This is a genomic window from Blastomonas sp. CCH9-A1 (assembly GCF_001557175.1).
Lineage (GTDB): Bacteria > Pseudomonadota > Alphaproteobacteria > Sphingomonadales > Sphingomonadaceae > Blastomonas > Blastomonas delafieldii_A.
On sequence record NZ_LSHM01000066.1, the window covers coordinates 68697 to 93335 of the forward strand.

The following is a 24639-nucleotide window of genomic DNA, read 5'->3' on the forward strand; positions in this document are numbered from 1 at the left end:
CCGTCCCCTGCGTGACAGGAGGATCGCCGCAGCGAATCCTCCGTTCACCGCATCTTAGCGATCGTATGCCTTGGGCAAAGCCCCTTCCTGCGGGGTGCGATAGCGATCGCGCAGCCGCGCCTGGCGGTTGTCGAGCGGCTGCTGAACGCCATCGATCATCACCGAAACGGGCGCGCTCGAAAGCTCGAGCGGATCGCCATCCCAGATCACGACATCGCCCGCGCGCCCCGGCTTGAGGCTGCCGAGCATCGCGTCGATCCCCAGCGCCTGGGCAGGGCCCGACGAGATCGCGGCGAACGCCTGGTCCCAGGTGAGGCCGCTCGCGCCCGGCACGCGCTGGAGGGCGACGAGATTGCCCGCATATTGCGGCGAATAATGCAGCCGGTGCGCGTCATTGTCGTTGATCATGCCGATCGAAACGGTGACGCCCGCACGCTTCATCCGGCCGATATTCGATTGGGTGGCGGCGGTCTTCTCGAACTCGGACGGCAGGTCGTTGAGTGCCGAGGCGATGACGGGAACGCCCGCAGCCGCGATCTGGTTCGCGACCAGCCAGCCTTCCGACACGCCTGCGAGCACCAGCTTGAGCGCCGGGAATTCCTCGCGCAGTTTCAGCACGTTGAGGATATCGGCGGCGCGCTCGACATGCACCAGCAGCCGCATCTCGCCATTGACCACCGGCACGAGCGCGGCGGCATCCTGGCGGTTGAGCAGCGCATCGTGCGGATGCGCAGGCACCCCGCGCTGGCCGTTGGCAAGCGCGCGTGCCTCGATCAGCGCATTGCGGAATTCGAGAAACGCCGAGGCGCGGCTGCCGCCCGCCTTGGCCGAACCCGTCTCGCCGAGTTCGACGAACTGGAAGGCGCGTCCCTTGGTCACGGCGTTGTAGTCATCGCCCAGATCGATCACCGCGCCCATACCGGCGAAGATCGCGGCCGGGGCGATAGGGGCGACCACCGCGCGGGTGATGCCGGCGGCGCGGTTGACAGCAACCGCGCTGACCTTGGGGTTGATCGCGGGGGTGACATCGATCGCAGCGGAGAATTCGCCCCGGCTTGCACTCGAATCATTGGTCTCGTTGACCGCCTCGACCTCGACCAGGCCCAGACGGCTGAAGCCCGCGAACAGGCCGGGCGTCACCCAGCGGCCTGAGGCATCGACGACCTGCGCTCCGGCAGGCACGGCGACGCCGGAACCGGCGGCGACGACCTTGCCATCGCGCAGCACCACGGTGCCGCCCTCGATCGGCGCGCTGCCGTCCCCGATCACGACCTTGCCGCCGGTAATGGCGACGGTCTGCGCGGCGAGCGGAGAGGCGAGCAGTGCGGCTGCGGCTACGCTCGTTGCAAAGAGAGCCTTGATCATTTCGTGTCTCCCTCACCCGGCTGGCCCAGCTCGAAATCGCTCACCGGACGGCGCTTGGGATCATTGGCATCATAGAGCAGCGCGCCATCGACCCAGACCTTTTCGGGCCGGGCATAGACCGACAGCGGATTGGCGTTCCACAGCACGACATCGGCCATCTTGCCGGGCTTGAGGCTGCCTGTCCTGTCGGCAATGCCCATCGCCATGGCGGGGTTGTAGGTCAGCCAGCGGATCGCGGTGGCGTCCGAAATGTTGAAGCCCATCCGGCGGCCGTCACCGAGCGCCTTGGCGGCTTCCTGGTTCAGCCGCTGGATCTGGTCCTGATCGTCCGAATGGATGATGGTGCAGGCACCGGCATTCTGGATGATCGCGGCATTTTCGGGAATGCCGTCATAGGATTCCATCTTGAAGCCCCACCAGTCGGCCCAGACGGCGGAACAGATATTGTTCTCGCGCAGCAGGTCGGCGATCTTGTAGCTCTCGACAGCGTGGTGGAAGGTGGAAACCTTGTAGCCGAACTCCTTGGCCATATCGATGACGATGGCCATCTCATCCGCGCGATAGCAGTGGTTGTGGATCTGGATCTTGCCTTCCAGCGCCGCTTTCAGCGTATCCATGCCGATGTCGCGGGCAGGGGGCGTGCCGCCCTTTTTCTCATACTCGTCCCAGCGCGCCTTGTACTCGGCCGCGCGCGCCCAGGTCTGGCGATTGACCGCAAGGTTGCCCATGCGGCTGGCGGGCTTCTGGTTGCGGCTGCCATAGACGCGCTTGGGATTTTCGCCGCACGCCATTTTCAGGCCATAGGGCGCATCGGGGAATTTCATCGCCTGCATGGTGCGCGCAGGGACATTCTTGAGCGTCACCGAACGCCCGCCGAACAGATTGGCCGAACCGGGCAGGATCTGCAGACTGGTGACGCCGCCATTGGCCAGTGCGCGGCTGAAACCGGGGTCCTGCGGCCAGACGCTGTGTTCGGCCCAGACATCGGCGGTGACCGGGCTGGTCGCCTCGTTGCCGTCCGAATGCGCCGAAACGCCCGGCGAGGGATAGTCGCCCAGATGGCTGTGAATGTCGATAATGCCCGGCGTCACGAACTTGCCGCGCCCGTCGATCACCACGATGTCCGCTGGGATCGGGGTGTTGGCATCGCCGACTGCGGTGATCTTGCCGTCGGTGAAGAACACGACGCCATTGTCGATCTGCCCGCCTTCGCCATCGAAGATGGTGACGTTGCGGATCGCGGTGGCCACGCCCGGATAGGGCTTGTAGGTGCTGGGATAGGGGTTTTCGTTGATGCTCACCTTCTCGGCCTTGGGTGCGCTCGCGCTGGCGGAGGAGGGGCCTTCGGAACCTGTCGTGTTGGCGCAGCCGACGACCGCCATGGCCGCCAGAGGCGCGAGATACCCGTATCGCATGTGTTTTCCCTGTCGCAGTTCGGAAGTGGTTTTGTCGTTGTGATCAGGCACCGCGCGTCGCCGGATGCACGCCTGCCGCCTGGTTCTCGGCGAGTTCGTCCTCGCCCGCCAGCGGTTCGGCATCCTTGAGCGTGTCGAGGTGCATCAGCTTCTTGATCAGCGGCGCTATGACGAGCACGCCGACGCCCACGGCAATCGCGATCCAGCCGATCTGCGAATAGACGTCGAGCACCGTCTGCTGGCCCGCGCCTTCACCGCTCGCCTTTTCCGAGCCCGTCGCAGCCGCGATCAGGCCGGCGGCGAAATTGCCCGAGGCCGAAGCGAAGAACCAGGTGCCCATGATGAGCGAGGCCATATGCGCCGGTGCCAGCCGGTTCATCGCGCTGAGGCCCACCGGCGACAGGCAAAGCTCACCCATGGTGTGGAGCAGGTAGATGAGGAAGATGAACAGCACCGGGGTCGGCACGCCTGCTCCCGCCGCAGCGGCACCGGCGACGAGCACGAGGAAACCCGCGCCGAGCTGGATCATCGCCAGGCCGAACTTGGCGGGGGCGCTGGGCTCTAGACCCTTCCGACCCAGCCAGGTCCAAAGGGCCGCGAAAATCGGGGCGAGCAGCACGATGTAGATCGCATTGATCGACTGGAAGATCGATGCCGCTACCCCGCCGCGATCGACATAGCGGTCGGTATAGAGGTTGAGCGAGGACCCGGCCTGTTCGAACAGCGCCCAGAACAGCACCGAGCCGAGGATCAGGAACATCGCCGCGAAGATGCGGTCGCGGTCTTCGCGCGGAAGCTTGGTGACGGCGGTCAGCAGCACATAGCCGACCAGAATTGCACCTGATGCGAGCAGCAGCCAGCCGACCAGTTCCTGATACTGGATCAGCACCCAGATGCCGAGCACGGCGGCGACGCCGATGAGATAAAGCAGCCATTCGAGCTTGATGCCGAGGACCGGCTTGGTCAGCGCCACCGCATCTGGCGCTTCGCCCCGGCCGCACAGCAGAGGCTTGCCCAGGATGAACACGACCAGGCCCAGCGCCATGCCGACGCCTGCCGCGCCAAAGCCATAGGACCAGCCATAGGTTTCGCCGAGATAGCCGCAGGCCAGCGAACCCAGCGCCGCGCCCAGATTAATGCCCATGTAGAAGATGGTATAGGCACTGTCGCGGCGCACGTCGGTGCGCGGATAGAGCTGACCGACGATCACCGAGATATTGGCCTTGAGGAAGCCGGAGCCCACGATGATGAAGGCGAGTGCCAGCCAGAAGACGGTGAGGGCAGCGGGGTCCTGTCCGCCTGTGCCTTCGAAGCCCATCAGCAGATGGCCGAAGGTCAGCAGGATCGCGCCATAGGTTACCGCCTTGCGCTGGCCGAGATAGCGGTCGGCCAGATAGCCGCCCAGCACGGGGGTGATGTAGACCAAAGCGGTATAGGCGCCATAGATGACGCCCGATTGCGAATCCGAAAACAGCCAGTGCTTGGTGAGGTAGAAGATCAGCAGCGCGCGCATGCCGTAATAGGAAAAGCGTTCCCACATTTCTGCGAAGAACAGCACGTACAGGCCCTTGGGATGGCCCAGGAAAGTGCCCTTGGAATCGCCGCTCACGGCATAACCGCTGGCCATTATCGCATATCTCCCGTCGATTTTTCTGTTGGCGGCCCGCCCCCTGGCCGTCCATAGCGTGGGCCGCAACCTAGACAAAAATGCGCGGCTGTGAAGCGCCTTGTTGCAGTTGTTACCAGACTGTGACGTTCGCCCCCGCCGCCGGAGCCCTTGCGTGACCGAATTCAACGACCTCAGCTCACTGCCCCGCTATCTCGCCAGCCGCCGCTCGGGCCGCCCGCGCGACATGATCGCGCCCGGCCCCGATGCCGCGCAGATGCGCGAGATCGTCGCCACTGCGCTGCGCACGCCCGACCACGGCAAGCTGAACCCCTGGCGCGTGGTGCATGTGGGCGCGGATCAGCGCGATGCGTTCGCCGCGCTCCTGACAGCCGCCTATCGTGCGGAAAAGCCCGAGGCTGGGCGGCTGGAGATCGAGGCGATGGAGACGTTCGCGCGCCAGGCCCCGGAGCTGCTGGTGGTGCTCTATTGCCCGCGCGAATCGAGCAAGATTCCGCTTTGGGAACAGCAGCTTTCGGCAGGGGCGTTCGTGATGAACCTGCTCCACGCCATCCACGCGCACGGCTTTGTCGGCGGCTGGATCACCGGCTGGCCGAGTTACAGCGATGCCGTGCGCGACCTGTTCGGGTCAGCGCCCGAGCAGATCGCGGGCTTCGTGTTCATCGGCACCGCAGGGCAGGCGCTGGAAGAGCGGCCCCGGCCTGAACTGGATACGGTGCTGAGCGCGTGGGTGCCTGGCGCTGGCTGATTTTCCGACGCCGGGCCCAGCGCATGATCAGTGCAGCGCAGGAACGGCAGTCGCCTCTGCGTCCTCGCTCGCCAGACTAGCCGCATCTTCCTCAGCAAATTCGCGGACGATCATCGCATCGACCCTGTCGAGCGGCTGCTGCCCCGCCTCATGCTTGTGCGCGATCTTGGCCGCTGCATTCCAGGCCTTGGCCGCATCGAGCGCGATGCCCTGACGGTTCTTGAGCGGCTCGGCAGCGGCCTTGGCGATCTGCAGGCTTTCCTGCTCGCGGCAGAATTTTTCGGTCATGCGCATGGCGTGCTTTCCTCGTCGGACTTCCAGACGATCAGGCAGCAGCGCGCGCGGTTGCGCGCGTTATCGGCGATCCAGGTTATCGGATGCAGCGAGCCTAGCACGGCCAAGCCACAATAGCGAACGATGGTTCCCGCACAGCCAGCGTGCGGCCAGATTCGCCTATTCCTTCGGTGGCCGCCCCCTGGGGCGCTGCTCAGGCGGAGCGAGCTTGATGCCGCGCCGGGCCAGCGCCTCGCGCAGCAGAATCTCGATCTCGGCATTCACGCTGCGCAATTCCTGTGCGGCTGCGCGCTCGATCGCCGCGTGGAGCGACGGATCGAGGCGCAGCGCGAAGGATTTCTTGGGCGGCGGGTTCGGCATGTCTCAGGTCAATAGAGCGACCCGGCATTGACCACCGGCTGGGTGTCGCGCTCGCCGCACAGCACCACCATCAGGTTCGATACCATCGCCGCCTTGCGCTCGTCGTCGAGGTGAACGACGTTCTTTTCGCTGAGCATCGCCAGCGCATGCTCGACCATCGTCACCGCGCCCTCGACCAGCCGCGATCGTGCCGCGATCACCGCCTCGGCCTGCTGGCGCCGCAGCATCGACTGGGCGATCTCGGGCGCATAGGCGAGGTGCGTCAGGCGGCATTCATCGATCTGCACGCCCGCCGTGCCGACACGCTCCTGCAGTTGCTTTTCCAGTTCGTGGCTGACCTCCTCGGCATCGCCGCGCAGCGTCACCTCATCGGCATTGAAATCGTCATAGGGATAGCGCGCGCCGATGACGCGGACCGCGCTCTCGATCTGGATGTCGACGAATTCCTGATAGTTCTCGACATCGAACAGGGCTTTCGCGGTGTCCGACACGCGCCAGACGACATTGGTCGCGATCTCGACCGGGTTGCCGCGCAGGTCGTTCACCTTGACCTTTTCCGAGGTGACGTTGTGCACGCGCACCGAGATCTTCTTGCGGCTGAGCCACGGCCAGCGCCAGCGCAGCCCGGTGTTGCGATCGGTGCCCTTGTAGCTGCCGAACAGCTGGATCGCCGCCGCCTCGTTGGGGTTGAGCATGTAGAAGCCCGCAATGATGAACAGAAAGGCGAACGCGCTCACCCCCGCCAGCACCAGTCCCAGCATGTTGCCACTCTTTGCCATTCCGACACCCAGTACCGGTAGCAGCATGGAAACCAGCATGAGCAGAAGGAACACATAGCCGTTGAACGTGCTGGCCGCGCTTTCGGTGCTGGCGACCATGGCACCGCCGCCCGACGAGCCGTCAAAAGAAGAATTCTGCTGCATCTGAAACGCCCTCCGATTCGATAATCATGATATCATAATTATATCAAATGTTATCGGGCGCAAGCCGGATTCGTTGTGCACCGTTCAGCTGGATCATGCCGTCCGTCACAGCGTGTGGCGAAGGGGAGGGGTATCAAAGCGACGAACGGTCCGCCGCAACAGGAAACCGTTCTGCCGTCCATGCGTAAGGCATGGGACCGACAAAGGATCAAAGCCATGACGATGCACTATGCCCGCCCCGCTTTCGACCCCGCCCATATGCTGGCAGCGGGACACAGCTTTGCGCGCCGCATTGCCGAACGCGGCTTCATGCCGCTCTATCACGCGGGCGATGTCAACCACTGCCCGGGTTGCGGTGGCAAGCACTGGCATGTCGGACGGATGAGCGCAGAATGTGCAAGCTGTGCGACGGCGATCCCGCTTGCCGATGTCGCCGCGCAGCCGATGCAGCCGCTGTTTCACGTCACCCGCAGCCGCACCGCCTGGGTGGAGTGATCAGCGCTTGCCGGGCGTGGCGAAGATCGCCGGATAGAAGACCTGCTCCTCCCAGCGTACGCGCGCCTTCAGCCGTTCGGCGAGGCCCCGAAACGCAGCGATAAAGCCGGCGCGGTCCTCGGCCACCTTGCGCTGCGGCCAATTGGCGTTGCAATCCATCAGATCGCCACGCCACATCAGCAGCTCATCATGAAAACGGCGGATGAGCTGCGTCTTTTCGGCATCCTTGTCCATCTGCGCTGCGCGGGTGTTGACCATGCGGATTTCCACGCTGCAATGGCTGTTCACCAGCCGCGAAAAGCCCAGCCGCAGCGTCGGCAGGTCGCGCAGCGCGGCTTCCGTCCCGGCAGACACAGCCGACAGGATCGCGTCGGCCTGAGCCAGCAATTCGCCATGCTGATGCACAAAGTTCTGGCTGGCCATGACCGAATCGCCCCCAAAGAGCAGCACCAAAAAGGCGCTGCTGAATCAAGGCTTTGACCACAAGTCCTTTACATCATGTTACGGCTTGCCAGGCGCGAGCGTCTGGTCCAGCGTGTCGGGCGATATCATCCTGTCATAGGGGCCATGCCATGTCCGATACGCCTGTCCGCCATCCCGACCGTCGCGCGATGTTGCGCTCCGCTGCGCTGCTTGGCTCCGGCATGGCATTGACCGGCGGGGGCGGCGCGGCGCTGGCAGCGGCAGAGAGCGAGATGGCGCGCATCCGCAAGGCGGCGGAAAGCAACCGCGACGCCGACATCAAACGCATCCAGGACTGGATTCGGCTGCCCTCGATCGCGGCGGAGGATCTCAACATGGCCGAGGGTGCGGCCTATATGGCTGACCTCGCCAAATCCGCGGGCTTTACAGGCGTCACCACCGTGCCGTCCGACGGCTATCCCGGCGTGTTCGGGGTGATGGACAATGGGGCGAAGCGCACGCTCGGCATCTATTTCATGTACGACGTCAAGCAGTTCGATCCGGCGGAATGGTCCTCGCCGCCGCTCGAAGCGCGGATCGTCGACAAGCCCGGCTGGGGCAAGGCGATCATGGGGCGCGGCGCGGTCAACCAGAAGGGGCCGGAAGCGACCTTCCTCGCCACGCTGCACGCGATGAAAAAGGCGGGCGTCAAACCGCCGGTCAACCTCGTGCTGCTGTGCGAGGGCGAGGAGGAGATCGGATCGCCGAACTTCAAGCAGATCGCGACGCGGCCCGATGTGCTCGCCGCACTGAAGCGGTGCGAGGGCATCTTCATCCCGGCAAGCTGGCAGGGCGCGAATGGCGAGGTGCAGGTCAATCTGGGCTCCAAGGGCGTGATCGAGCTCGAGCTGGTCGCGAGCGGCGCGAAATGGGGCAGGGGCCCCAAGGGCGACATCCATTCGAGCTACAAGGCGATGGTCGATTCGCCGACCTGGCGGCTGGTCCAGGCGCTGCAGACCCTGGTGACGCCCGATGGCAACAATGTCGCGATCGGCGGGTGGAGCGACAATGTCAGGCCGCTCACGACCCGCGAAAAGGCGCTGATCGCCGAAGCCGCCAAGGGCATGGACGAGGCGCAGATGAAGCAGGCGTTTGGCGTCACCCACTGGATCGACAACCTGCCCTTCGACCAGGCGCTGGTGCGGTTGGCGCAGGAGCCCACCGCGAATATCGAGGGGCTGGTCGCGGGCTATACCGGCCCCGGTGGCAAGACCGTGCTGCCCGGCCGCGCGGTCGCCAAGATGGACTTCCGGCTCGTGCCCAACCAGACCCGCGCCGAGGCGGAGCAGAAGCTGCGCGCGCATCTCGACAAGAACGGGTTTACGGATATCGAGGCCAATGTTTCGGGCGGCTATGACCCGACCGAGGTCGCCGAGGACAGCCGGCTGATCAAGGCGGAGCTGGCCGCCTATGCGAAGCTCGGCGTCAAGGCGAACCTCAACCCCAGGCTAGCAGGTTCCTGGCCGGGGGCTGTGTTCACCGCACCGCCGGTGAGCATCCCCGCCGGGCATTTCGGCATCGGCCATGGCAGCGGTGCGCACGCCCCGGACGAATATTATGTGGTGGAATCGACCAATCCCAAGGTCGCCGGGATTACCGAAGCGACGCTTGGCTATGCGGAGATCATGTATCAGCTCGCGTCTGTCCGCTAGGCGGGCGGGCGCGCAGCGCGGCGCTTGCGGGCGGGCGGGCGAGGCGGCATGAGGTGGTCATCATGAAGATCACCGCGACCATTCTCGACCGCATCGGCCACAAGGGCCCCTATGCGCAAACCCGTCCGCTGCGCCTCGCAGAAATCGACCTCGCCCCGCCGGGGCCGGACGAGATGCTGGTCAAGATCGAGGCCGCCGGCTTGTGTCATAGCGACCTCAGCGTCATCAACGGCGACCGCCCGCGCCCGATGCCGATGGCTTTGGGGCATGAGGCGGTGGCGACGGTGCTGGAACCTGGCAGCATTGCCGCCAAGCATTTCGCCCCTGGCGACCGGGTGGTGTTGAGCTTCCTGCCCCTGTGCGGTTATTGCCCCAGTTGCCATTCGGGCGAGGGCTATCTGTGCGGCAATGGCGCGGCGGCGAACGGCGCGGGCACGCTGCTGAGCGGTGAGCGGCGCCTGTCCGAGAATGGTCACGCGGTGCAGCATCATCTCGGCTCCTCGGCCTTCGCGACGCATGCGGTGGTCGACCGGCGCTCGGCGGTGAAGATCGACAGCGACATTCCGGTCGAGATCGCCGCCCTGTTCGGCTGTGCGGTGCTGACCGGCGCGGGCGCGGTGCTCAACGGTGGAAATCTGCGCGCGGGCGAAAGCGTGGTCGTCTATGGCCTGGGCGGCGTCGGCCTTGCCGCGCTGATGGCGGCGATCGCGGGCGGCGCGAACCCGGTGGTGGCGATCGACCCGGTGCCGGAGAAGCGCGCGCTGGCGCTCGAACTCGGCGCGCTCGCCGCCGTGCCTCCGGAAGATGGAGAGGACGCGGTGGTCGCGGCGCTGGGCCGCAAGCCCGATCTGGTGATCGAGACCGTCGGCAAGGCCCCGGTGCTCGCCAAGGCCTATGGCCTCGCGCGGCGCGGCGGACGGATCGTCACCGTCGGCCTGCCCAACCCGGCGGACATGCTTTCGATCCCCGCCGTCTCGCTGGTCGGCGACGGCAAGACGCTGATGGGCAGCTATATGGGCAACGCCATCCCCTCGCGCGACATACCCCGCTACATCGCCCTCTGGCGCGCCGGACGCATGCCGGTGGAAAAGCTGCTGAGTTCGGTGAGCCCGCTGTCAGAGATCAACGCGCTGTTCGATGAGCTCGCGAGCGGGACGGCGATCCGGCAGGTGGTGGTGCCTTGAGGGGCAAGGCTGCAATGACAGTTGCGCGCGAGCGCTAGCTATTGATTTCGTGCTCGGTTGTGACGCTCGCGAGCGACGCTGTATACGCGGTGAAAGCTATCACAACGATAAAATAGATACTTACAATGGCTGGTTCTGAAACCACCGGGCGAAACCAAGAAGCAACGAACACCACGGGCGCAGTCCATCCGGCGACAAGCCACCAGCCGGGACCGCCATCATATGACCAGTCCAGAACATCCGAGATCATCAAGGCCAATGGCACCGACCATAGATAGGCCGCCATCCAACGGAGACTTGCAACGGTTCGCTTGGATGAGATTTTCATTTTGGCATGAATAGCAGGCCAATGGGCATCTACAATGCTTGGTGAGTGGGCAATTGCGTGCCATCACGATCTTGGTAGCAACTACCTCCGCTCAGCCTGAGCCTGTCGAAGGCCCCGCTATATGGCCAGCGTGGGCGCGGGTCCTTCGACGACGCGGGCTGCGCCCGCTGCTCAGGATGAGCGGAGGTGGTTAGGCTTGGTGCTGGATAGCCCTCTCCCCTTCAGGGGGGAGGGTTGGGAGGGGGGCTTGCGTTGACACCTCTCAACTGCGGCTAGCGAGCTGCGCTCGCAAGCCTTCGTATCTCTCCCGCGAGGGGAGAGAGGGGCGTGGGGCGCGAGGGCTTATCCATCCTCCCCCATCACCGGCGCGATCCGTTCCGCCAGCGCGTCGAGCCAGCGGATGAACGCATCGACCCGCGCGAGCTTGCGCATGTCGCGGTGGACGACCAGCCAGAAGCTGCGGTGGATCGCCACGCTGCCCGCCAGCACGCGTTCCAGCCGCGCATTCTGTTCGCCGATAAAGCACGGCAATATGCCCACGCCCGCGCCCGAGGCGATCAGGCTGTGCTGGACGTTGATGCTCGAGCTGGTCAGCACCGGTTCCAGCCCGGGGCCGATCTCGTCGAGATAGCGCAGCTCGTCGGCGTAGATGAAATCGGGGATATAACCGATCAACGGGTGGCGGCGCAGGTCCTCGACGCTCTGGATCGGCCCGGCGGCGGCGAGATAGTCGCGGTCGGCATAGACGCCGAGCTGATAGTCGACCAGCTTGCGCACCTTCAATGGCCCCGCGGTCGGGCGCGAGAGCATGATCGCCAGGTCCGCCTCGCGTTTGCTGGGGTTGAGGAAGCCGTTGGTCGCGACGAGCTCGATGCGGATCGCGGGGTGCTGGCGGTGGAAGCTCGCGAGGTTGTGGGCAATGATCCACGCGGCAAAGCCTTCGGCGACACTGACCCGGATGGTTCCTGCAAACACCGTCTGCTCGCCGGTCAGTTCGGTGCGTGCGTCGACCAGCGCCTGTTCCGCCCCTTCGGCATAATGCAGCAGCTTGGCCCCATGTTCGGTGAGCGCAATGCCCTTGCCGCTCGCCTCGAAAAGGGTTGATTGCAGGTCGCCCGAAAGCCGTTGCAGCCGCCGCGCCACCGTGGTCGGGTCGATCTCCAGCCGCCGCGCTGCTTCCGCCACGGAGCCTGCGCGCGCCAGCATCAGGAAGATGCGCAGATCGTCCCAGTTCATTCACCCGCTCCAAATCATGGCATTTATGCAGCTTCGTGTGACGTTTTTACGCAATTGCATGCAGGAATGCCAGAGGCTATTGCGGCCCACAAGCGACAAGCACCCATAGGAGAGCATCGATGCGCACCGTCACCCATCGCCTGGCCAGCGGCGTTACCGCGCCCGCCAGCACCCGCCAGTCCGACATTTTCGATCCCAATAGCGGGACGGTGCAGGCCAAGGTCGATCTCGGCAGCGCCGCCGTTCTCGACGCCGCGGTCGATGCCGCACTCGCAGCCCAACCCGCCTGGGCCGCGACCAACCCGCAGCGCCGCGCGCGCGTGATGTTCAAGTTCAAGGAACTGGTCGAGGCCAATATCGACGAGCTCGCCGCTTTGCTCTCCAGCGAGCATGGCAAGGTGCATGCCGACGCCAAGGGCGATATCCAGCGCGGGCTCGAGGTCATCGAATTCTGCTGCGGCATCCCGCATGCGGTGAAGGGCGAATATACGCACGGCGCGGGTCCGGGCATCGACGTCTATTCGATGCGCCTGCCGATCGGCATCGGCGCAGGCATCACCCCGTTCAACTTCCCCGCGATGATCCCGATGTGGATGTTCGGCCCCGCGATCGCGACGGGCAACGCGTTCATCCTCAAGCCCAGCGAGCGCGACCCCTCGGTGCCGGTGCGCCTGGCCGAGCTGATGAGCGAAGCGGGCCTGCCCGATGGCATCCTTCAGGTCGTGCATGGCGACAAGGAAATGGTCGACGCCATCCTCGATCACCCGGCCATTGCGGGCGTATCGTTCGTCGGATCGTCCGATGTCGCGCATTATCTCTACCAGCGCGGCGTCGCTGCCGGAAAGCGCGTCCAGGCGATGGGCGGCGCGAAGAACCACGGCATCGTCATGCCCGATGCGGATCTCGACCAGGTGGTCAAGGATCTTGCGGGCGCGGCCTTCGGTTCGGCGGGCGAGCGCTGCATGGCGCTGCCCGTGGTCGTCCCCGTGGGCGACGAGACCGCCGATCGCCTGCGCGCCAAGCTGATCCCCGCGATCGAGCAGCTGCGCCTCGGCGTCTCGTCCGATCCCGATGCCGATTACGGCCCGGTCGTCACCGCCGCGCACAAGGCCAAGGTCGAAGGCTGGATCCAGACCTGTATCGACGAGGGCGGCGAGCTGGTCGTCGATGGCCGCGGCTTCACGCTGCAGGGGCATGAGAACGGCTTTTTCGTTGGCCCAACGCTGTTCGACCGCGTCACCACCGATATGGAAAGCTACAAGGAAGAGATTTTCGGCCCGGTGCTGCAGATCGTCCGCGCGAAGGATTTCGAGGAAGCCGTGTCGCTGCCCAGCAAGCACCAGTACGGCAACGGCGTCGCCATCTTCACCCGCAACGGCCATGCCGCGCGCGAATTCGCCGGGCGGGTCAACGTCGGCATGGTCGGCATCAACGTGCCGATTCCGGTGCCGGTGGCCTATCACACCTTCGGCGGCTGGAAGCGCAGCGCGTTCGGCGACACCAACCAGCACGGCATGGAAGGCGTCAAGTTCTGGACCAAGATCAAGACGGTCACCGCTCGCTGGCCCGACGGCGCGGTGGACGGCGGCAACGCATTCGTCATTCCGACCATGGGTTGAGCCCGAGGCCGGTCGCATGCATCTCGCCTATAGCGCCTATCTCGTCCGCGATTATGACGAGGCCATTGCCTGGTTCGGCCAGGCGCTGGGCTGGCGGGTGATCGAGGACAGCGATCTGGGCGGCGGCAAGCGCTGGGTGCGCGTCGCCGGCGATGGGGGCGGGCAGTTGTTGCTCGCCCGCGCGACGTCGGAGGCACAACTGGCGGCGGTCGGCAAGGCAGCGGGCGGGCGCGTGGCCTATTTCGTCCACACGGGGGATTTCGACGCCGATCATGCGCGCATGGTCGCGGCGGGCGTGGCCTTTGCCGAAGCGCCGCGCCAGGAAGCCTATGGCAAGGTCGCGGTGTTTGCCGATCTGTACGGCAACCGGTGGGATTTGATCGAAGCGCGCTGAGACGCGCAGACGGAGAGCGGAGCAACAACATGAGCACAATCGGATTTATCGGCCTGGGCAATATGGGCGGCGGCATGGCGGCGAACCTCGCCAAAGCGGGGCACAAGGTCATCGCCTTCGACCTTTCGGGCGAGGCGCTGGCGCGTGCGGGGGCGGCGGGATGCCATCCGGTGTCCGATCCGGTGCAGGCGGTAAGCGAGGCGGATGTCGTCGTCACCATGCTGCCCGCTGGCAAGCATGTCGCCAGCGTGTACAACGAGACCGTGTTCGGCGCGGCAAAGCCCGGCACGCTGCTGATCGATTGCTCGACGATCGATGTCGACACCGCGCGCGAGGTCGCGAGCGCGGCCAAGACGCGCGGGCTCGAGGCGGTCGATGCGCCGGTCTCGGGCGGCATTGCAGCGGCCAATGGCGGCACGCTCACCTTCATGGTCGGCGGCAGCGCGGACGCCTTTGCCCGCGCCGAGTCCATCCTCGCCGATATGGGCAAGGCGGTGATCCATGCCGGCGACAATGGCGCAGGCCAGGCGGCGAAGATCTGCAACAACATGCTGCTGGGCGCGACCATGGCCGCGACCTGCGAGACTTTCATGCTGGCGAAGAAGCTCGGGCTCGACCTCCAGACCTTCTACGACATCTCGTCCAAGGCCTCGGGCCAGAGCTGGTCAATGACGAGCTATTGCCCCGTCCCCGGCGTCGGCCCCGCGAGCCCCGCCGACAATGGCTATGCCGGAGGCTTCGCCGCCTCACTGATGCTCAAGGACATGCGCCTGGCGCTCGATGCCGCGAAGGCCAGCGGCGCGCGCGTGCCTATGGGCGAACGGGCTGAGGCGATCTATGCGGCGTTCGTGGAGGCGGATGCGCAGGGGCTGGACTTCAGCGCGATCATCACGGCGCTGGAATAGCAACCCCGTCTTGCTTCAGCGTCGTCTATAGCTGGCAGTTGGTCAGGCGAGCCCTCGACTTCATGGCGATGCTCTGGCTGCAGAGTGAAAGGTCAAAGCAGCGGAGCTGGGCACTTATGAGTGCGCTGCTAGATGATCACATTACCCAGCCATCCCGCCCATCCAGGCCGGGATATTTTATCGGCTTGCCACCGAAATAGTCGGTCGCCGTGGCATGTCGCCGTTCCGTGTCGAGTTCATCGGGATCAAAATCCTCCTGGTAGACAAACTTCACCTTGAATTGCCCTGCTTTTAGGTAGATTTCGACCTCCTCCCACCTTTTGCTCAGCGGCTCCATTGCCCATAAGTCGTTCAGCAAGGTGGCATAGCGGTCGTAGTCGACGTGCCGGTATTCCACATCCCGTCCACGATCCGAGAACAGCGAAAGACTCAAAAAGCCTCGATCGACAGCAGCGACCAAAAGAAGGCCGTTTGAGCTGAACTCGGTCTCGGAGGCAAGGGTCTCAGCGATCTCGCTGAGAATCTCCGATTTTCGGGCGAGATCAAGCATCACTTTGTTCCTCGTTGATTGGGCATATTCAAACTGTGCTGCTTCGATCCGATCGTGAACCAAATGTTCAAGCTGGCGGGTCGGCGCGATTGACCCTTGTAAACAGGGACGATCTTGACGGTCACCTTCTCACCCTTTCGACGCGCGCTTGCCCATTGATTTTCCATCCTGGCATAGGTGTTCCGGTTGAATTCGGCATCCTGCGCGAAGTGATTGAAGGCTTCCATCGGTCCCTTGAATCGCCTCGCGATAAAGTGTCCGCCATCATCCGTTGGAAGCCGATACTTGCCTCCCGCTTGCAACTGGGATTGTTTCGACCGACGTTGGTGCTGGTCTTCGATAATCGTGCCTTCGACCTTCCAAGTTCGACCCAAATCGTCAATTTCGAACCGATAGCCGTGGCGAATGACCGTCTTTGCCACTCGCTTGAACGGCAATGTCGCACGTGCTTGGTCGTTCAAGCCTGACGACTCACGCAGTACATTATCTGCAATAGCAGGTGCTGCGCTGGAGGAAGATTGCTGCTGCGCCCTCAGTTCGCGCTTGGGGCCAACAGAAGAAGATCGAAAGGAGCCCGTCGAGCCACCTCCGCCAAAGCCCTGCGCCGTCCGCCTCTGTGGCGGCTGTCCCGGAACATCAACGCGCAGTGGTGGTGATTTGCGCCGTGCTGACCGACGGTTGACTGGAGAGCGTTCCTCACTGCTTGAGCCATAATGTCGGCCCGTGCCTGAGAACGTAAAACGACCGTCATCAGGGTCGTGCCAAGGATTGAACTTGCACTCGATAGCATTAGGTGAATTGGGATCAGACCAGCGGCCTGTTCGCAACCACAATGCAAAACCGCTCTGCAAAAATTGTCCGCCACCACGCATCATGCCGCTCCCGAAAGGAAAATCGGCAAGAACATATCAGCAACATTTTCCAACAAGTCAAACGAGAATCTGCCCTGACCTGCTCCGCTTCAGATGATGATATGATTTCAGAATGCTGAGCGAGGTTACTTGCGGTTGAAAGATCACCCCTGCAGCACCACCTTCGTCCCCGTCTCGAACTCGCCCGAGACCAGTTCCGCGATCGCTTCGCCCACCACGTCGGGCAGTTTCACCGTCGCGGGGTCTTCGCCGGGATAGGCCTTGGCGCGCATGGCGGTGCGGGTGCGCGCGGGGTCGACGATCGCGGTGCGGATCTTGCCGATATTGCGCATTTCCTCGCCATAGGCAGCGATCAGCACCTCGAGCGCGGCCTTGGACGCGCCATAGGCGCCCCAGAAGGCGCGCGGTTTTGCGGCGACCGAGCTGGTGAGGCCGATCACGCGGGCATGCGCGCTCTTGCGCAGCATCGGGTCGAAATAGGCGATCATGGCCTGTGCGCTCAGAACATTGAGCGTCATCAGCCGGTTGAGTTCACCGCCGTCGATCGTCGGAACGGGGCCCAGGCTGCCCAGCATCGCGGCGTTCAGGACCAGAATGTCGAGCGCTTCCCAGCGTCCGCCGATCGCCGCGGCGAGCCGGGCGATGCTGTCGCCATCGGCCAGGTCGAGCGGGGCGATGGTGGCGCTGCCGCCCGCCTCGAAGATCGCATCCTCGACGGCTTCCAGGTCCTTTGCCGTGCGGGCGGTCAGGATGACATGCGCGCCGCGGGCCGCGAGCGCCTTGGCAGTCGCAGCACCGATGCCACGGCTCGCGCCGGTGACCAGGGCGAGCTGGCCTTGCAGGTTCTTGTCGGTCATGGTCGTGAAATCCCTCAGCCGGCGACCCGTTCGGCCAGCAGGGTCAGCTGGTTCGGCTGGTCGCGCTCGGCCAGATCGGTGAGCGTCGTGGGATAGTCGCCGGTGAAGCACGCATCGCAATAACGCGGGCGATCATCGTTGCGGCTGGCTTCGCCCAGCGCGCGATACAAGCCGTCGATCGAGAGGAAGGACAGCGAATCCGCCTGGATGAACTGGCGCATTTCCTCGATCGATTTCTGCGCGGCGAGCAGCTTCGAACGCTCGGGCGTGTCGACACCATAATAGCAGCTGTGCATCGTCGGCGGGCTGGCGATGCGCATATGGACTTCCGCCGCGCCGGCATCGCGCATCATCTGCACGATCTTGAGCGAGGTGGTGCCGCGCACGATCGAATCGTCGATCAGCACCAGGCGCTTGCCCGCGATCAGCGGCTTGTTGGCATTATGCTTCAGCTTGACGCCGAGATGGCGCACGCCGTCGCCCGGCTGGATGAAGGTGCGGCCGACATAATGCGAGCGGATGATGCCGAGCTCGAACGGCAGGCCCGATTGCTGGGCATAGCCGATCGCCGCCGGGGTGCCGCTGTCGGGCACGGGAACGACCAGATCCGCCTCGACCGGGTTTTCCATCGCCAGCTGCGCGCCGATCGCCTTGCGCACCGAATAGACCGACGATCCGTCGACGATCGAATCGGGGCGCGAGAAATAGACATGCTCGAAGATGCAGGGGCGCTGCGCCTTGTCGGCAAAGGGGCGGTGCGAGCGGATCTCGCCGCCGCTTACCACGATCAGCTCGCCCGGCTCCACCGAACGGACGAATTCCGCGCCGACAATGTCGAGCGCCACGGTTTCCGATGCGAAGATGACGGTGTCGCCGATACGGCCCATGACCAGCGGGCGGATGCCCAGCGGATCGCGGCAGGCGATCATGCCGCTGTCGGTCAGGCAGATCAGCGAATAGGCGCCCTCGACCTGTTTCAGTGCATCGATGAACTTGTCGAGCAGCGTCCGGTAGCGCGAGGTCGCGACGAGATGGATGATCGTCTCGGTGTCGCTCGTCGACTGGAAGATCGATCCGGTGCGCACCAGATCGTGCCGCAGCTTCATCGCGTTCGAGATATTGCCATTGTGCGCGATGGCAAAGCCGCCCGAGGAGAGCTCTGCATAGAGCGGCTGGACGTTGCGCAGCGCGGTCTCGCCGGTCGTCGCATAACGGACATGGCCGATCGCCCAGTCGCCTTTCAGCGCGCGCATCGTCTCTTCGCTGTCGAAATTGCCCGCCACATGGCCCAGCGCCTTGTGGTTGTGGAAATGGCGCCCGTCGAAGCTGCTGATGCCTGCGGCTTCCTGGCCGCGGTGCTGCAGCGCGTGCAGCCCCAAAGCGACCATCGCCGCGGCATCGACCGCGCCGGCCACGCCAAAAACGCCGCACTCTTCGCGCAGCTTGTCGTCGTCAAAAGGATGTGTGGTGATCATGTTGCGCGCCCGATTCGGTTGCAGCCGGGTGGTTTGGCACCCCTATAGGCGCGCATATGGGGTTTGTCTTGCATTTGTCACAGGAGAATTCGCAGGTCATTTTTCGTTAACCGTGTTGCACGGGGCGCTGGGTGCGATTAACCGGGCGATATGGCCGATATCCGCGAGACCGGGCTGGACCTGGACCCCAAATTCGATGCCGCAGGGCTGATCACCGCATGCGTCACCGACGCGGCGAGCGGAGCGCTGCTGATGGTTGCGCACATGAACGAAGAGGCGCTGCGGCTGACGGCCGAGACCGGCGAGGTGCATTTCTGGTCGCGCTCGCGCGCGAGCCTGTGGAAGAAGGGTGAAAGCTCGGGCAATGTGCTCAAGCTCATCGAGCTGCGGATCGACTGCGATCAGGACGCGGTATGGGTGATCGCGTCGCCTGCGGGACCGACCTGCCATACCGGCGCGCCGTCGTGCTTCTATCGCCGGGTGGCAAGCGACGGTTCGCTGGAGCGGATCGCCTGATGCGCAGGGCGCTGCTCGCCTGCCTGCTACTGGCCGGGTGCAGCGTTTCGCAGGCAGGCGGCGACGATGACGCGCTGACCCCGCTGGACGCCGCCGCAATCGATGCGGGCGTGATTGTCGATCCCCAGGCCATCGATCTGGCCGGTGCTTTTGCAGATCCCGGCGCGACCGGTGCGGACAGCTTCTGCGCGCGCGGCGATCGGATCAGGGGTTACAAGGTCGGGGTGCTGGTCACGTTCGGCGCGTCGAGCCAGTGCGAGGGCACCGGCAGCGCGCAGCTGGCAGGAGAGGCGGCCGAACTCAGCCTGTCGCGAAACGGCAAGGGCGATGCCATCGCGGGCTGCCGCTTTTCGGCACAGTTCGACGGCAATGCGCTGGTGGTGCCCGGCAGCGTGCCCGCCGCCTGCGCGGCTTTGTGCAGCGACCGGGCGAGTCTGGCCGGAGCCTCTTTCGCGCTGGTCGAGCCGGGCAATGCAGCGGCAGGCGGCGCGACCGGGCGATCGGTGAAGCGGCTCTGCGCGGGCTGAAATTTACTTGACGTTTACGTCAAGGTAATGTAGCGCCACTTCCATGCACGACCGTTCGACCCTTGGCCGCATCGACACTCCCGATCTGCAAAACCGGGATAGCTATACCATCTCCGATCTGTCGGACGAATTCGGCGTCACCGCGCGGGCGCTGCGTTTCTATGAAGACGAAGGCCTGATCGCGCCCGAGCGGCGTGGCCTGACCCGCGTCTATTCGAAGCGCGACCGCGCGCGGCTCGCCTGGATCATGCGCGCCAAGAATGTGGGTTTCAGCCTGGGCGAAATCCGCGAGATGATCGACCTTTACGATATTGGCGACGGACGGCGCGAACAGCGCCGCGTGACACTTCAGCGCTGCAAGGAGCGTATAGCCCTGATGCGCAAGCAGAAGAAGGACCTCGAAAGCGCCATCCAGGAGCTTTCGCAGTTCGTGAAAATGGTCGAGCAAGTGGATCGTGCCGACCAGGGCTGATGCCCGCGTTTCGATCCGGGCGGTTGCCGGTCACGGACCACGCCCCTTTCTCAGGCTCTCCCCGGCCTGATCTGACCCATATGTTTTGAGAGGACCCGCAAGATGCCCAAATATACCGCACCGGTGCGCGATACCCAGTTCATCCTGAACGAGGTGCTGGGAATCGAGAAATATTCCAACCTGCCGGGCTTTGACAATGCCGCGCCCGACGTGCTGTCCGCCGTGCTCGAGGAAGCCGGCAAGTTCGTCGAGGAGGTGCTGTTCCCGCTCAACCAGATCGGTGACCAGCAGGGCTGCACCCGCCATCCCGATGGCACCGTCACCACGCCCGACGGCTTCAAGGAAGCCTATCAGCAATATTGCGAGGCGGGCTGGGGCACGCTGGCCGCGCCGGAAGAGTTCGGCGGGCAGGGCATGCCGCATGTCGTCGGCATCGCGTTCGAGGAATTCATGTCGTCGAGCAACATGGCCTTTGCCATGTATCCCGGCCTGACGCACGGCGCGGTCTCGGCGATCCTTGCCAAGGGCAGCCAGGAGCAGAAGGAAAAATACTGCCCCAACATGATCAGCGGCAAGTGGGGCGGCACGATGAACCTGACCGAACCGCATTGCGGCACCGATCTCGGCCTCATCCGCACCAAGGCGGTCCCGCAGCCCGGTGGCACCTATGCGATCACCGGCACCAAGATCTTCATCTCGTCGGGCGAGCATGACCTGACCGAGAACATCATCCATCTGGTGCTGGCAAAGACCCCCGACGCCCCCGACAGCGTCAAGGGCATCTCGCTGTTCATCGTGCCGAAGTTCCTCGTCAACGACGACGGCTCGCTGGGCGAGCGCAACGCCGTGTCGTGCGGCTCGATCGAGCACAAGATGGGCATTCACGGCAATTCGACCTGCGTGATGAACTATGACGGCGCAACCGGCTATCTGGTGGGCGAGGAGAACAAGGGTCTTGCCGCGATGTTCATCATGATGAACGCCGCGCGTCTCGGCGTCGGCGGGCAGGGCCTGTCGATGGGCGAGGTCTCGTACCAGAACGCGGTGCAGTACGCTGGCGACCGTCGCCAGGGCCGCGCGCTGACCGGCGCGCAGGACGCGAACGAAAAGGCCGACACGCTGTTCGTGCATCCCGATGTCCGCCGCATGCTGATGGAGGCCAAGGCGATCAACGAGGGCCTGCGAGCCCTGATCCTCTGGGGCGGCCTGCAGGTCGACCTGACCCACAAGGCGCAGACCGAGGAAGAGCGCGTCGCGGCGGACGATCTGATCAGCCTGCTCACCCCGGTGATCAAGGGCTATGGCACCGACAAGGGCTATGAGATCGCCACCAACATGCAGCAGGTCTATGGCGGCCACGGCTATATCGCCGAATGGGGCATGGAGCAGTATGTGCGCGATGCGCGCATCGCCATGATCTACGAAGGCACCAACGGCGTGCAGGCGATGGACCTGGTCGGCCGCAAGCTGGCGCAGAATGGCGGCCGCGCGGTGCAGACCTTCTTCGGCATCATCGACAGCGAATGCGCCGATGCCAAGGCCGACGAGCGCCTTGTCGATTTTGCCACGCGTCTGGAAAAGGCGGCGGGCGAGCTCAAGGCGGCGACCATGTGGTTCATGCAGAACGGCATGATGAACCCCAACCATGTCGGCGCGGGCGCGCACAGCTATATGCACATCATGGGCATCGTCGCGCTGGGCCTGATGTGGCTGCGCATGATGCGCGCCTCGATCGCGGCGCTGGAAGCCGGCAGCGGCAATGCCGTGTTCTACGAGACCAAGCTCAAGACTGCGCGCTATTTCGCCGAGCGGATCATGCCCGATGCCGGCGCGCTGCGCCGCAAGATCGAGGCCGGATCGGATGCCATCATGGCGCTGGAACCGGAGCTGTTTGCCGCAGCCTGATCGCTATCGGCATTCGATGTGACACTATTCGGGGCGCTACTCCTTGCGGGTGGCGCCCCTTTTCATGTCGAATTGCGACGAGTTGAAGTCGATTTTCATCGCTGATTCCGAGCAACTTGACGCGGCCCAAGTAGTGATCGTGCGATAGTGCGAAGAATCTGTACGGCAACTTGCTGGAACCTGCTGGGAGACACGCAATGGGCGCAATATCCGCCGGAACAGCAGTGCTTTCCCCTCGTTGATAGGTCGGAGCAAGCAAGATCTCTCCACCTGAATGCCCGCCGAGAGCATTACGAAACGAGGAGTAAAAGCTATGAAGAACTCGATTATCGGAACCCTGATCGCTGCCGGTGCGCTGGCCGCAACCCCCGTCCTGGCGCAGGACGCCATGCAGGAAACCCCCGCCAGCCCGACCACCGAAGCGCCTGCTTCGGAAACTCCGGCCCCCGGCGCTGACGCCCCGGCAACCGCCGATCAGGCACCGCCCGCCACGCTGGATTCGAACGGCGACGGTACCATGGACGCCTGGGACCGCAACAATGACGGCAAGGCCGATGCCTGGGATACGGACGGCGACGGCAAGCCGGACAAGGCTGATCCGATGGAAGCCGCAGAATAATACAGAATAAATATAGCCCTTAAGGGTCGCACAGGAAGGCCGGGAGAGTGATCTCCCGGCCTTTTGTCTTATCTGCAAGGTTCTGCAGGTAAGCTGAAGCTGTCGGCGGCCCTGTAAACAGCAATAGCCAGGCGGAAGTGTCAATCTGGACTGACAATTAGTTCGTTAAAACCTGCTTACCACCATTCTTGAGCTTTTTTCGTCGGCTTCAACACCTAATTAACTTCGACGTTCTAAATGCCAGCCTCAGCGTTGTTTACCTTTTTTGGGAGAAAGGGAAATGCAGTCGGGCTTGCAGGAGAGGCTTGAGTTTTACGAATTGGACCGCGCAGACAGTTCCACCTTCCGCAGGGTGAAACGTTCGCTGGGCCGGCACGTCAATCGCGCGCTCGAAAAATTCTACCGCAAGGTCGGGGGCATTCCCGAGCTCAAAGGCTTTTTCAGCGACAGCTCGCGGCTGCAATACGCCAAGAATGCACAGCACAGCCATTGGATGAAGATCTTCGGCGATGGCTTGACCGACGATTACATGAAGCGCGCCGTTGGCGTGGGCCAGGTGCACGCACGCATCGGGCTGGAGCCGAAATGGTATGTTGGTGGCCATGCGCTGATCCTGGAAGAGATGATCTACGGCATGATCTCGCCGGGGCTGCTGCGCTTCGTGCCGGGCCGCCGCAAGCTTGCCAAGGATGTCGCGGCGCTGGTCAAGGTTTCACTGCTCGATATCGATGTCGCGCTGTCGACCTATTTCGTCGACGCCGAGGAAAAGGTGCGCGGTGTCGTGCTCGGCCAGATGGGCATCGCATTGAAGCGCATGGCCGAAGGCGATCTGACCACGCAGATGTCGGGGCTGCCTGCCGAATATGCGCAGGTCGAGCAGGACTTCAACGCCGCCACTGCGGCTCTGCGCGAAACGCTGCTCGCGGTCAGCTCGAGCGTCAGCGTCATTTCTTCGGGCAGCGGCGAAATCCGCACCGGCGCCGATGATCTCGCCTCGCGCACCGAGGAACAGGCCGCGTCGCTCGAGGAAACCGCCGCTGCCATGCGCGCCGCGACCGACATGGTGCAGGAAACCACCCGCAGTGCGGTCGCGGTCAATGCCGAGATGGCCAAGATGCAGGCCGAGGCGACCGAAGGCGGCGTCATCGTCGGCAAGGCGGTCGGCGCGATGGACTCGATCGAGAAGTCGTCGAGCGAGATCGGCAAGATCATCACCGTGATCGACGGCATTGCCTTCCAGACCAACCTGCTGGCCCTGAACGCGGGGGTAGAGGCGGCGCGCGCGGGCGATGCCGGCAAGGGCTTTGCCGTCGTCGCGCACGAGGTGCGGGCGCTGGCGCAGCGCTGCGCCGACGCCGCGCAGGAGATCAAGACGCTGATCAGCAACAGCACCGAGCATGTCGACAATGGCGTGAAGCTGGTCGGCGAGACCGGCACGATGCTGACCCGCATCGTCGAGCGCGTCGGCGAGGTCAGCCAGGTGATCACCCGCATCGCCGCATCGGCGGAAAGCCAGTCGGCCAGCATGATCCAGGTCAATTCTGCCGTGGGCGACATGGACAAGATGACCCAGCAGAACGCTGCCATGGTCGAGCAAACCGCCGCCTCGGCGCGCAGCCTGGCCAGCGAAGCGCAGGATCTCGCCGAGAAGGTTGGCCGGTTCCAGCTGGGCCAGCAGAACGCCATGCCGGTGGCGCGGTCTGCCTTTCGTCCGGCGCCCAAACGGCCGGCACGCGTGCCGATGGTCAGCGGCAATCTGGCGCTGAAGGCCGATGAGGAAGACTGGTCGGAATTCTGATCCTGCAATGCACCGCCGGGGCCGATGGCGCCGGCGGTGAC

The 24639-nt window shown here is 64.2% G+C and carries 25 protein-coding genes; 13 read left to right on the plus strand and 12 right to left on the minus strand.

Annotation, left to right across the window (positions count from 1 at the left end; genetic code table 11):
• Nucleotides 1-54: 54 nt before the first annotated feature.
• The 3 genes from AX725_RS17530 to AX725_RS17540 are packed head-to-tail and all read right to left on the minus strand — an operon-like array spanning nucleotide 55 to nucleotide 4407.
• Nucleotides 55-1365, minus strand: coding sequence for an amidohydrolase family protein (locus AX725_RS17530; RefSeq protein ID WP_060977557.1), 1311 nt, complete (start codon nucleotides 1363-1365; stop codon nucleotides 55-57).
• Complete coding sequence (locus AX725_RS17535; protein ID WP_060977556.1) at nucleotides 1362-2780, minus strand: amidohydrolase; 1419 nt, start codon at nucleotides 2778-2780, stop codon at nucleotides 1362-1364. Before AX725_RS17535 ends, AX725_RS17530 begins: the two co-directional genes overlap by 4 nt.
• A gap of 43 nt (nucleotides 2781-2823) precedes the next feature.
• The gene (locus tag AX725_RS17540; protein WP_060977555.1) at nucleotides 2824-4407 is read right to left on the minus strand and encodes a peptide MFS transporter; all 1584 of its coding nucleotides are present in this window, start codon (nucleotides 4405-4407) and stop codon (nucleotides 2824-2826) included.
• Between the two features lie 154 nt (nucleotides 4408-4561).
• On the opposite strand from AX725_RS17540, the gene AX725_RS17545 reads away from it, so the two are divergent.
• On the plus strand, nucleotides 4562-5155 hold the full coding sequence (locus tag AX725_RS17545) for a nitroreductase family protein (protein WP_060977554.1): 594 nt from the start codon (nucleotides 4562-4564) through the stop codon (nucleotides 5153-5155).
• 27 nt (nucleotides 5156-5182) lie between these two features.
• Here AX725_RS17545 and AX725_RS17550 read toward each other — a convergent pair whose 3' ends face one another.
• The 3 genes from AX725_RS17550 to AX725_RS17560 form a co-directional block, all read right to left on the minus strand.
• Nucleotides 5183-5449, minus strand: a complete 267-nt coding sequence (locus tag AX725_RS17550; RefSeq protein WP_060977553.1) for a hypothetical protein — start codon at nucleotides 5447-5449, stop codon at nucleotides 5183-5185.
• A gap of 159 nt (nucleotides 5450-5608) precedes the next feature.
• Nucleotides 5609-5809: a type II toxin-antitoxin system antitoxin gene (locus AX725_RS17555; RefSeq protein ID WP_060977552.1), complete on the minus strand. Its 201-nt coding sequence runs from the start codon at nucleotides 5807-5809 to the stop codon at nucleotides 5609-5611.
• A gap of 8 nt (nucleotides 5810-5817) precedes the next feature.
• Nucleotides 5818-6732 (minus strand): SPFH domain-containing protein, encoded by a 915-nt coding sequence (locus AX725_RS17560; protein WP_060977551.1) that lies wholly within the window; start codon nucleotides 6730-6732, stop codon nucleotides 5818-5820.
• Between the two features lie 216 nt (nucleotides 6733-6948).
• Between AX725_RS17560 and AX725_RS17565 the strand changes: the two genes are divergently transcribed.
• On the plus strand, nucleotides 6949-7227 hold the full coding sequence (locus AX725_RS17565; RefSeq protein WP_066043802.1) for a hypothetical protein: 279 nt from the start codon (nucleotides 6949-6951) through the stop codon (nucleotides 7225-7227).
• Here the strand turns inward: AX725_RS17565 and AX725_RS17570 are convergent, their stop codons facing one another.
• Nucleotides 7228-7650: a hypothetical protein gene (locus AX725_RS17570; protein WP_067512717.1), complete on the minus strand. Its 423-nt coding sequence runs from the start codon at nucleotides 7648-7650 to the stop codon at nucleotides 7228-7230.
• A 149-nt stretch (nucleotides 7651-7799) separates the two neighbouring features.
• Between AX725_RS17570 and AX725_RS17575 the strand changes: the two genes are divergently transcribed.
• Nucleotides 7800-9341, plus strand: coding sequence for a M20/M25/M40 family metallo-hydrolase (locus tag AX725_RS17575; protein ID WP_231729270.1), 1542 nt, complete (start codon nucleotides 7800-7802; stop codon nucleotides 9339-9341).
• A 62-nt stretch (nucleotides 9342-9403) separates the two neighbouring features.
• A complete protein-coding gene (locus tag AX725_RS17580; RefSeq protein ID WP_060979567.1) occupies nucleotides 9404-10525 on the plus strand; it encodes a zinc-binding dehydrogenase in 1122 nt (373 codons plus the stop codon).
• 670 nt (nucleotides 10526-11195) lie between these two features.
• Here AX725_RS17580 and AX725_RS17590 read toward each other — a convergent pair.
• Nucleotides 11196-12089 carry a LysR family transcriptional regulator gene (locus AX725_RS17590; RefSeq protein ID WP_060979748.1) on the minus strand — a complete coding sequence of 298 codons (894 nt, stop codon included), beginning with the start codon at nucleotides 12087-12089 and terminating at the stop codon, nucleotides 11196-11198.
• 119 nt (nucleotides 12090-12208) lie between these two features.
• Here AX725_RS17590 and AX725_RS17595 point away from each other — a divergent pair, with 119 nt between their 5' ends.
• The 3 genes from AX725_RS17595 to mmsB are packed head-to-tail and all read left to right on the plus strand — an operon-like array spanning nucleotide 12209 to nucleotide 15007.
• On the plus strand, nucleotides 12209-13708 hold the full coding sequence (locus tag AX725_RS17595) for a CoA-acylating methylmalonate-semialdehyde dehydrogenase (RefSeq protein ID WP_060979749.1): 1500 nt from the start codon (nucleotides 12209-12211) through the stop codon (nucleotides 13706-13708).
• Between the two features lie 16 nt (nucleotides 13709-13724).
• Nucleotides 13725-14102 (plus strand): VOC family protein, encoded by a 378-nt coding sequence (locus tag AX725_RS17600; protein WP_060979750.1) that lies wholly within the window; start codon nucleotides 13725-13727, stop codon nucleotides 14100-14102.
• A gap of 29 nt (nucleotides 14103-14131) precedes the next feature.
• Nucleotides 14132-15007, plus strand: coding sequence for a 3-hydroxyisobutyrate dehydrogenase (gene mmsB, locus AX725_RS17605; RefSeq protein WP_060979751.1), 876 nt, complete (start codon nucleotides 14132-14134; stop codon nucleotides 15005-15007).
• A 136-nt stretch (nucleotides 15008-15143) separates the two neighbouring features.
• On the opposite strand, the gene AX725_RS17610 is transcribed toward mmsB, so the two are convergent.
• The 4 genes from AX725_RS17610 to purF all read right to left on the minus strand — a co-directional run bounded on the left by AX725_RS17610 (nucleotide 15144) and on the right by purF (nucleotide 18761).
• Nucleotides 15144-15557 carry a hypothetical protein gene (locus AX725_RS17610; protein ID WP_060979752.1) on the minus strand — a complete coding sequence of 138 codons (414 nt, stop codon included), beginning with the start codon at nucleotides 15555-15557 and terminating at the stop codon, nucleotides 15144-15146.
• Nucleotides 15557-16432 (minus strand): DNA/RNA non-specific endonuclease, encoded by an 876-nt coding sequence (locus AX725_RS21585; protein WP_230962353.1) that lies wholly within the window; start codon nucleotides 16430-16432, stop codon nucleotides 15557-15559. Before AX725_RS21585 ends, AX725_RS17610 begins: the two co-directional genes overlap by 1 nt.
• 140 nt (nucleotides 16433-16572) lie before the next feature.
• Nucleotides 16573-17286, minus strand: coding sequence for an SDR family NAD(P)-dependent oxidoreductase (locus AX725_RS17620; RefSeq protein WP_060979308.1), 714 nt, complete (start codon nucleotides 17284-17286; stop codon nucleotides 16573-16575).
• Between the two features lie 14 nt (nucleotides 17287-17300).
• Nucleotides 17301-18761, minus strand: coding sequence for an amidophosphoribosyltransferase (purF, locus tag AX725_RS17625; RefSeq protein WP_060979309.1), 1461 nt, complete (start codon nucleotides 18759-18761; stop codon nucleotides 17301-17303).
• Nucleotides 18762-18911: 150 nt separating this feature from the next.
• Between purF and hisI the strand changes: the two genes are divergently transcribed.
• The 6 genes from hisI (at nucleotide 18912) to AX725_RS17655 (ending at nucleotide 24598) form a co-directional block, all read left to right on the plus strand.
• Nucleotides 18912-19277: a phosphoribosyl-AMP cyclohydrolase gene (gene hisI / locus AX725_RS17630; protein WP_060979310.1), complete on the plus strand. Its 366-nt coding sequence runs from the start codon at nucleotides 18912-18914 to the stop codon at nucleotides 19275-19277.
• On the plus strand, nucleotides 19277-19804 hold the full coding sequence (locus tag AX725_RS17635) for a hypothetical protein (RefSeq protein WP_060979311.1): 528 nt from the start codon (nucleotides 19277-19279) through the stop codon (nucleotides 19802-19804). Before hisI ends, AX725_RS17635 begins: the two co-directional genes overlap by 1 nt.
• Nucleotides 19805-19847: 43 nt before the next feature.
• Nucleotides 19848-20276 carry a MerR family transcriptional regulator gene (locus AX725_RS17640; protein WP_023838307.1) on the plus strand — a complete coding sequence of 143 codons (429 nt, stop codon included), beginning with the start codon at nucleotides 19848-19850 and terminating at the stop codon, nucleotides 20274-20276.
• A 102-nt stretch (nucleotides 20277-20378) separates the two neighbouring features.
• Nucleotides 20379-22181, plus strand: a complete 1803-nt coding sequence (locus AX725_RS17645; protein ID WP_060979312.1) for an acyl-CoA dehydrogenase C-terminal domain-containing protein — start codon at nucleotides 20379-20381, stop codon at nucleotides 22179-22181.
• Nucleotides 22182-22494: 313 nt separating this feature from the next.
• Nucleotides 22495-22800 carry a hypothetical protein gene (locus AX725_RS17650; protein WP_060979313.1) on the plus strand — a complete coding sequence of 102 codons (306 nt, stop codon included), beginning with the start codon at nucleotides 22495-22497 and terminating at the stop codon, nucleotides 22798-22800.
• Nucleotides 22801-23080: 280 nt separating this feature from the next.
• Nucleotides 23081-24598 carry a methyl-accepting chemotaxis protein gene (locus AX725_RS17655; RefSeq protein ID WP_081097077.1) on the plus strand — a complete coding sequence of 506 codons (1518 nt, stop codon included), beginning with the start codon at nucleotides 23081-23083 and terminating at the stop codon, nucleotides 24596-24598.
• Nucleotides 24599-24639 lie beyond the last annotated feature (41 nt).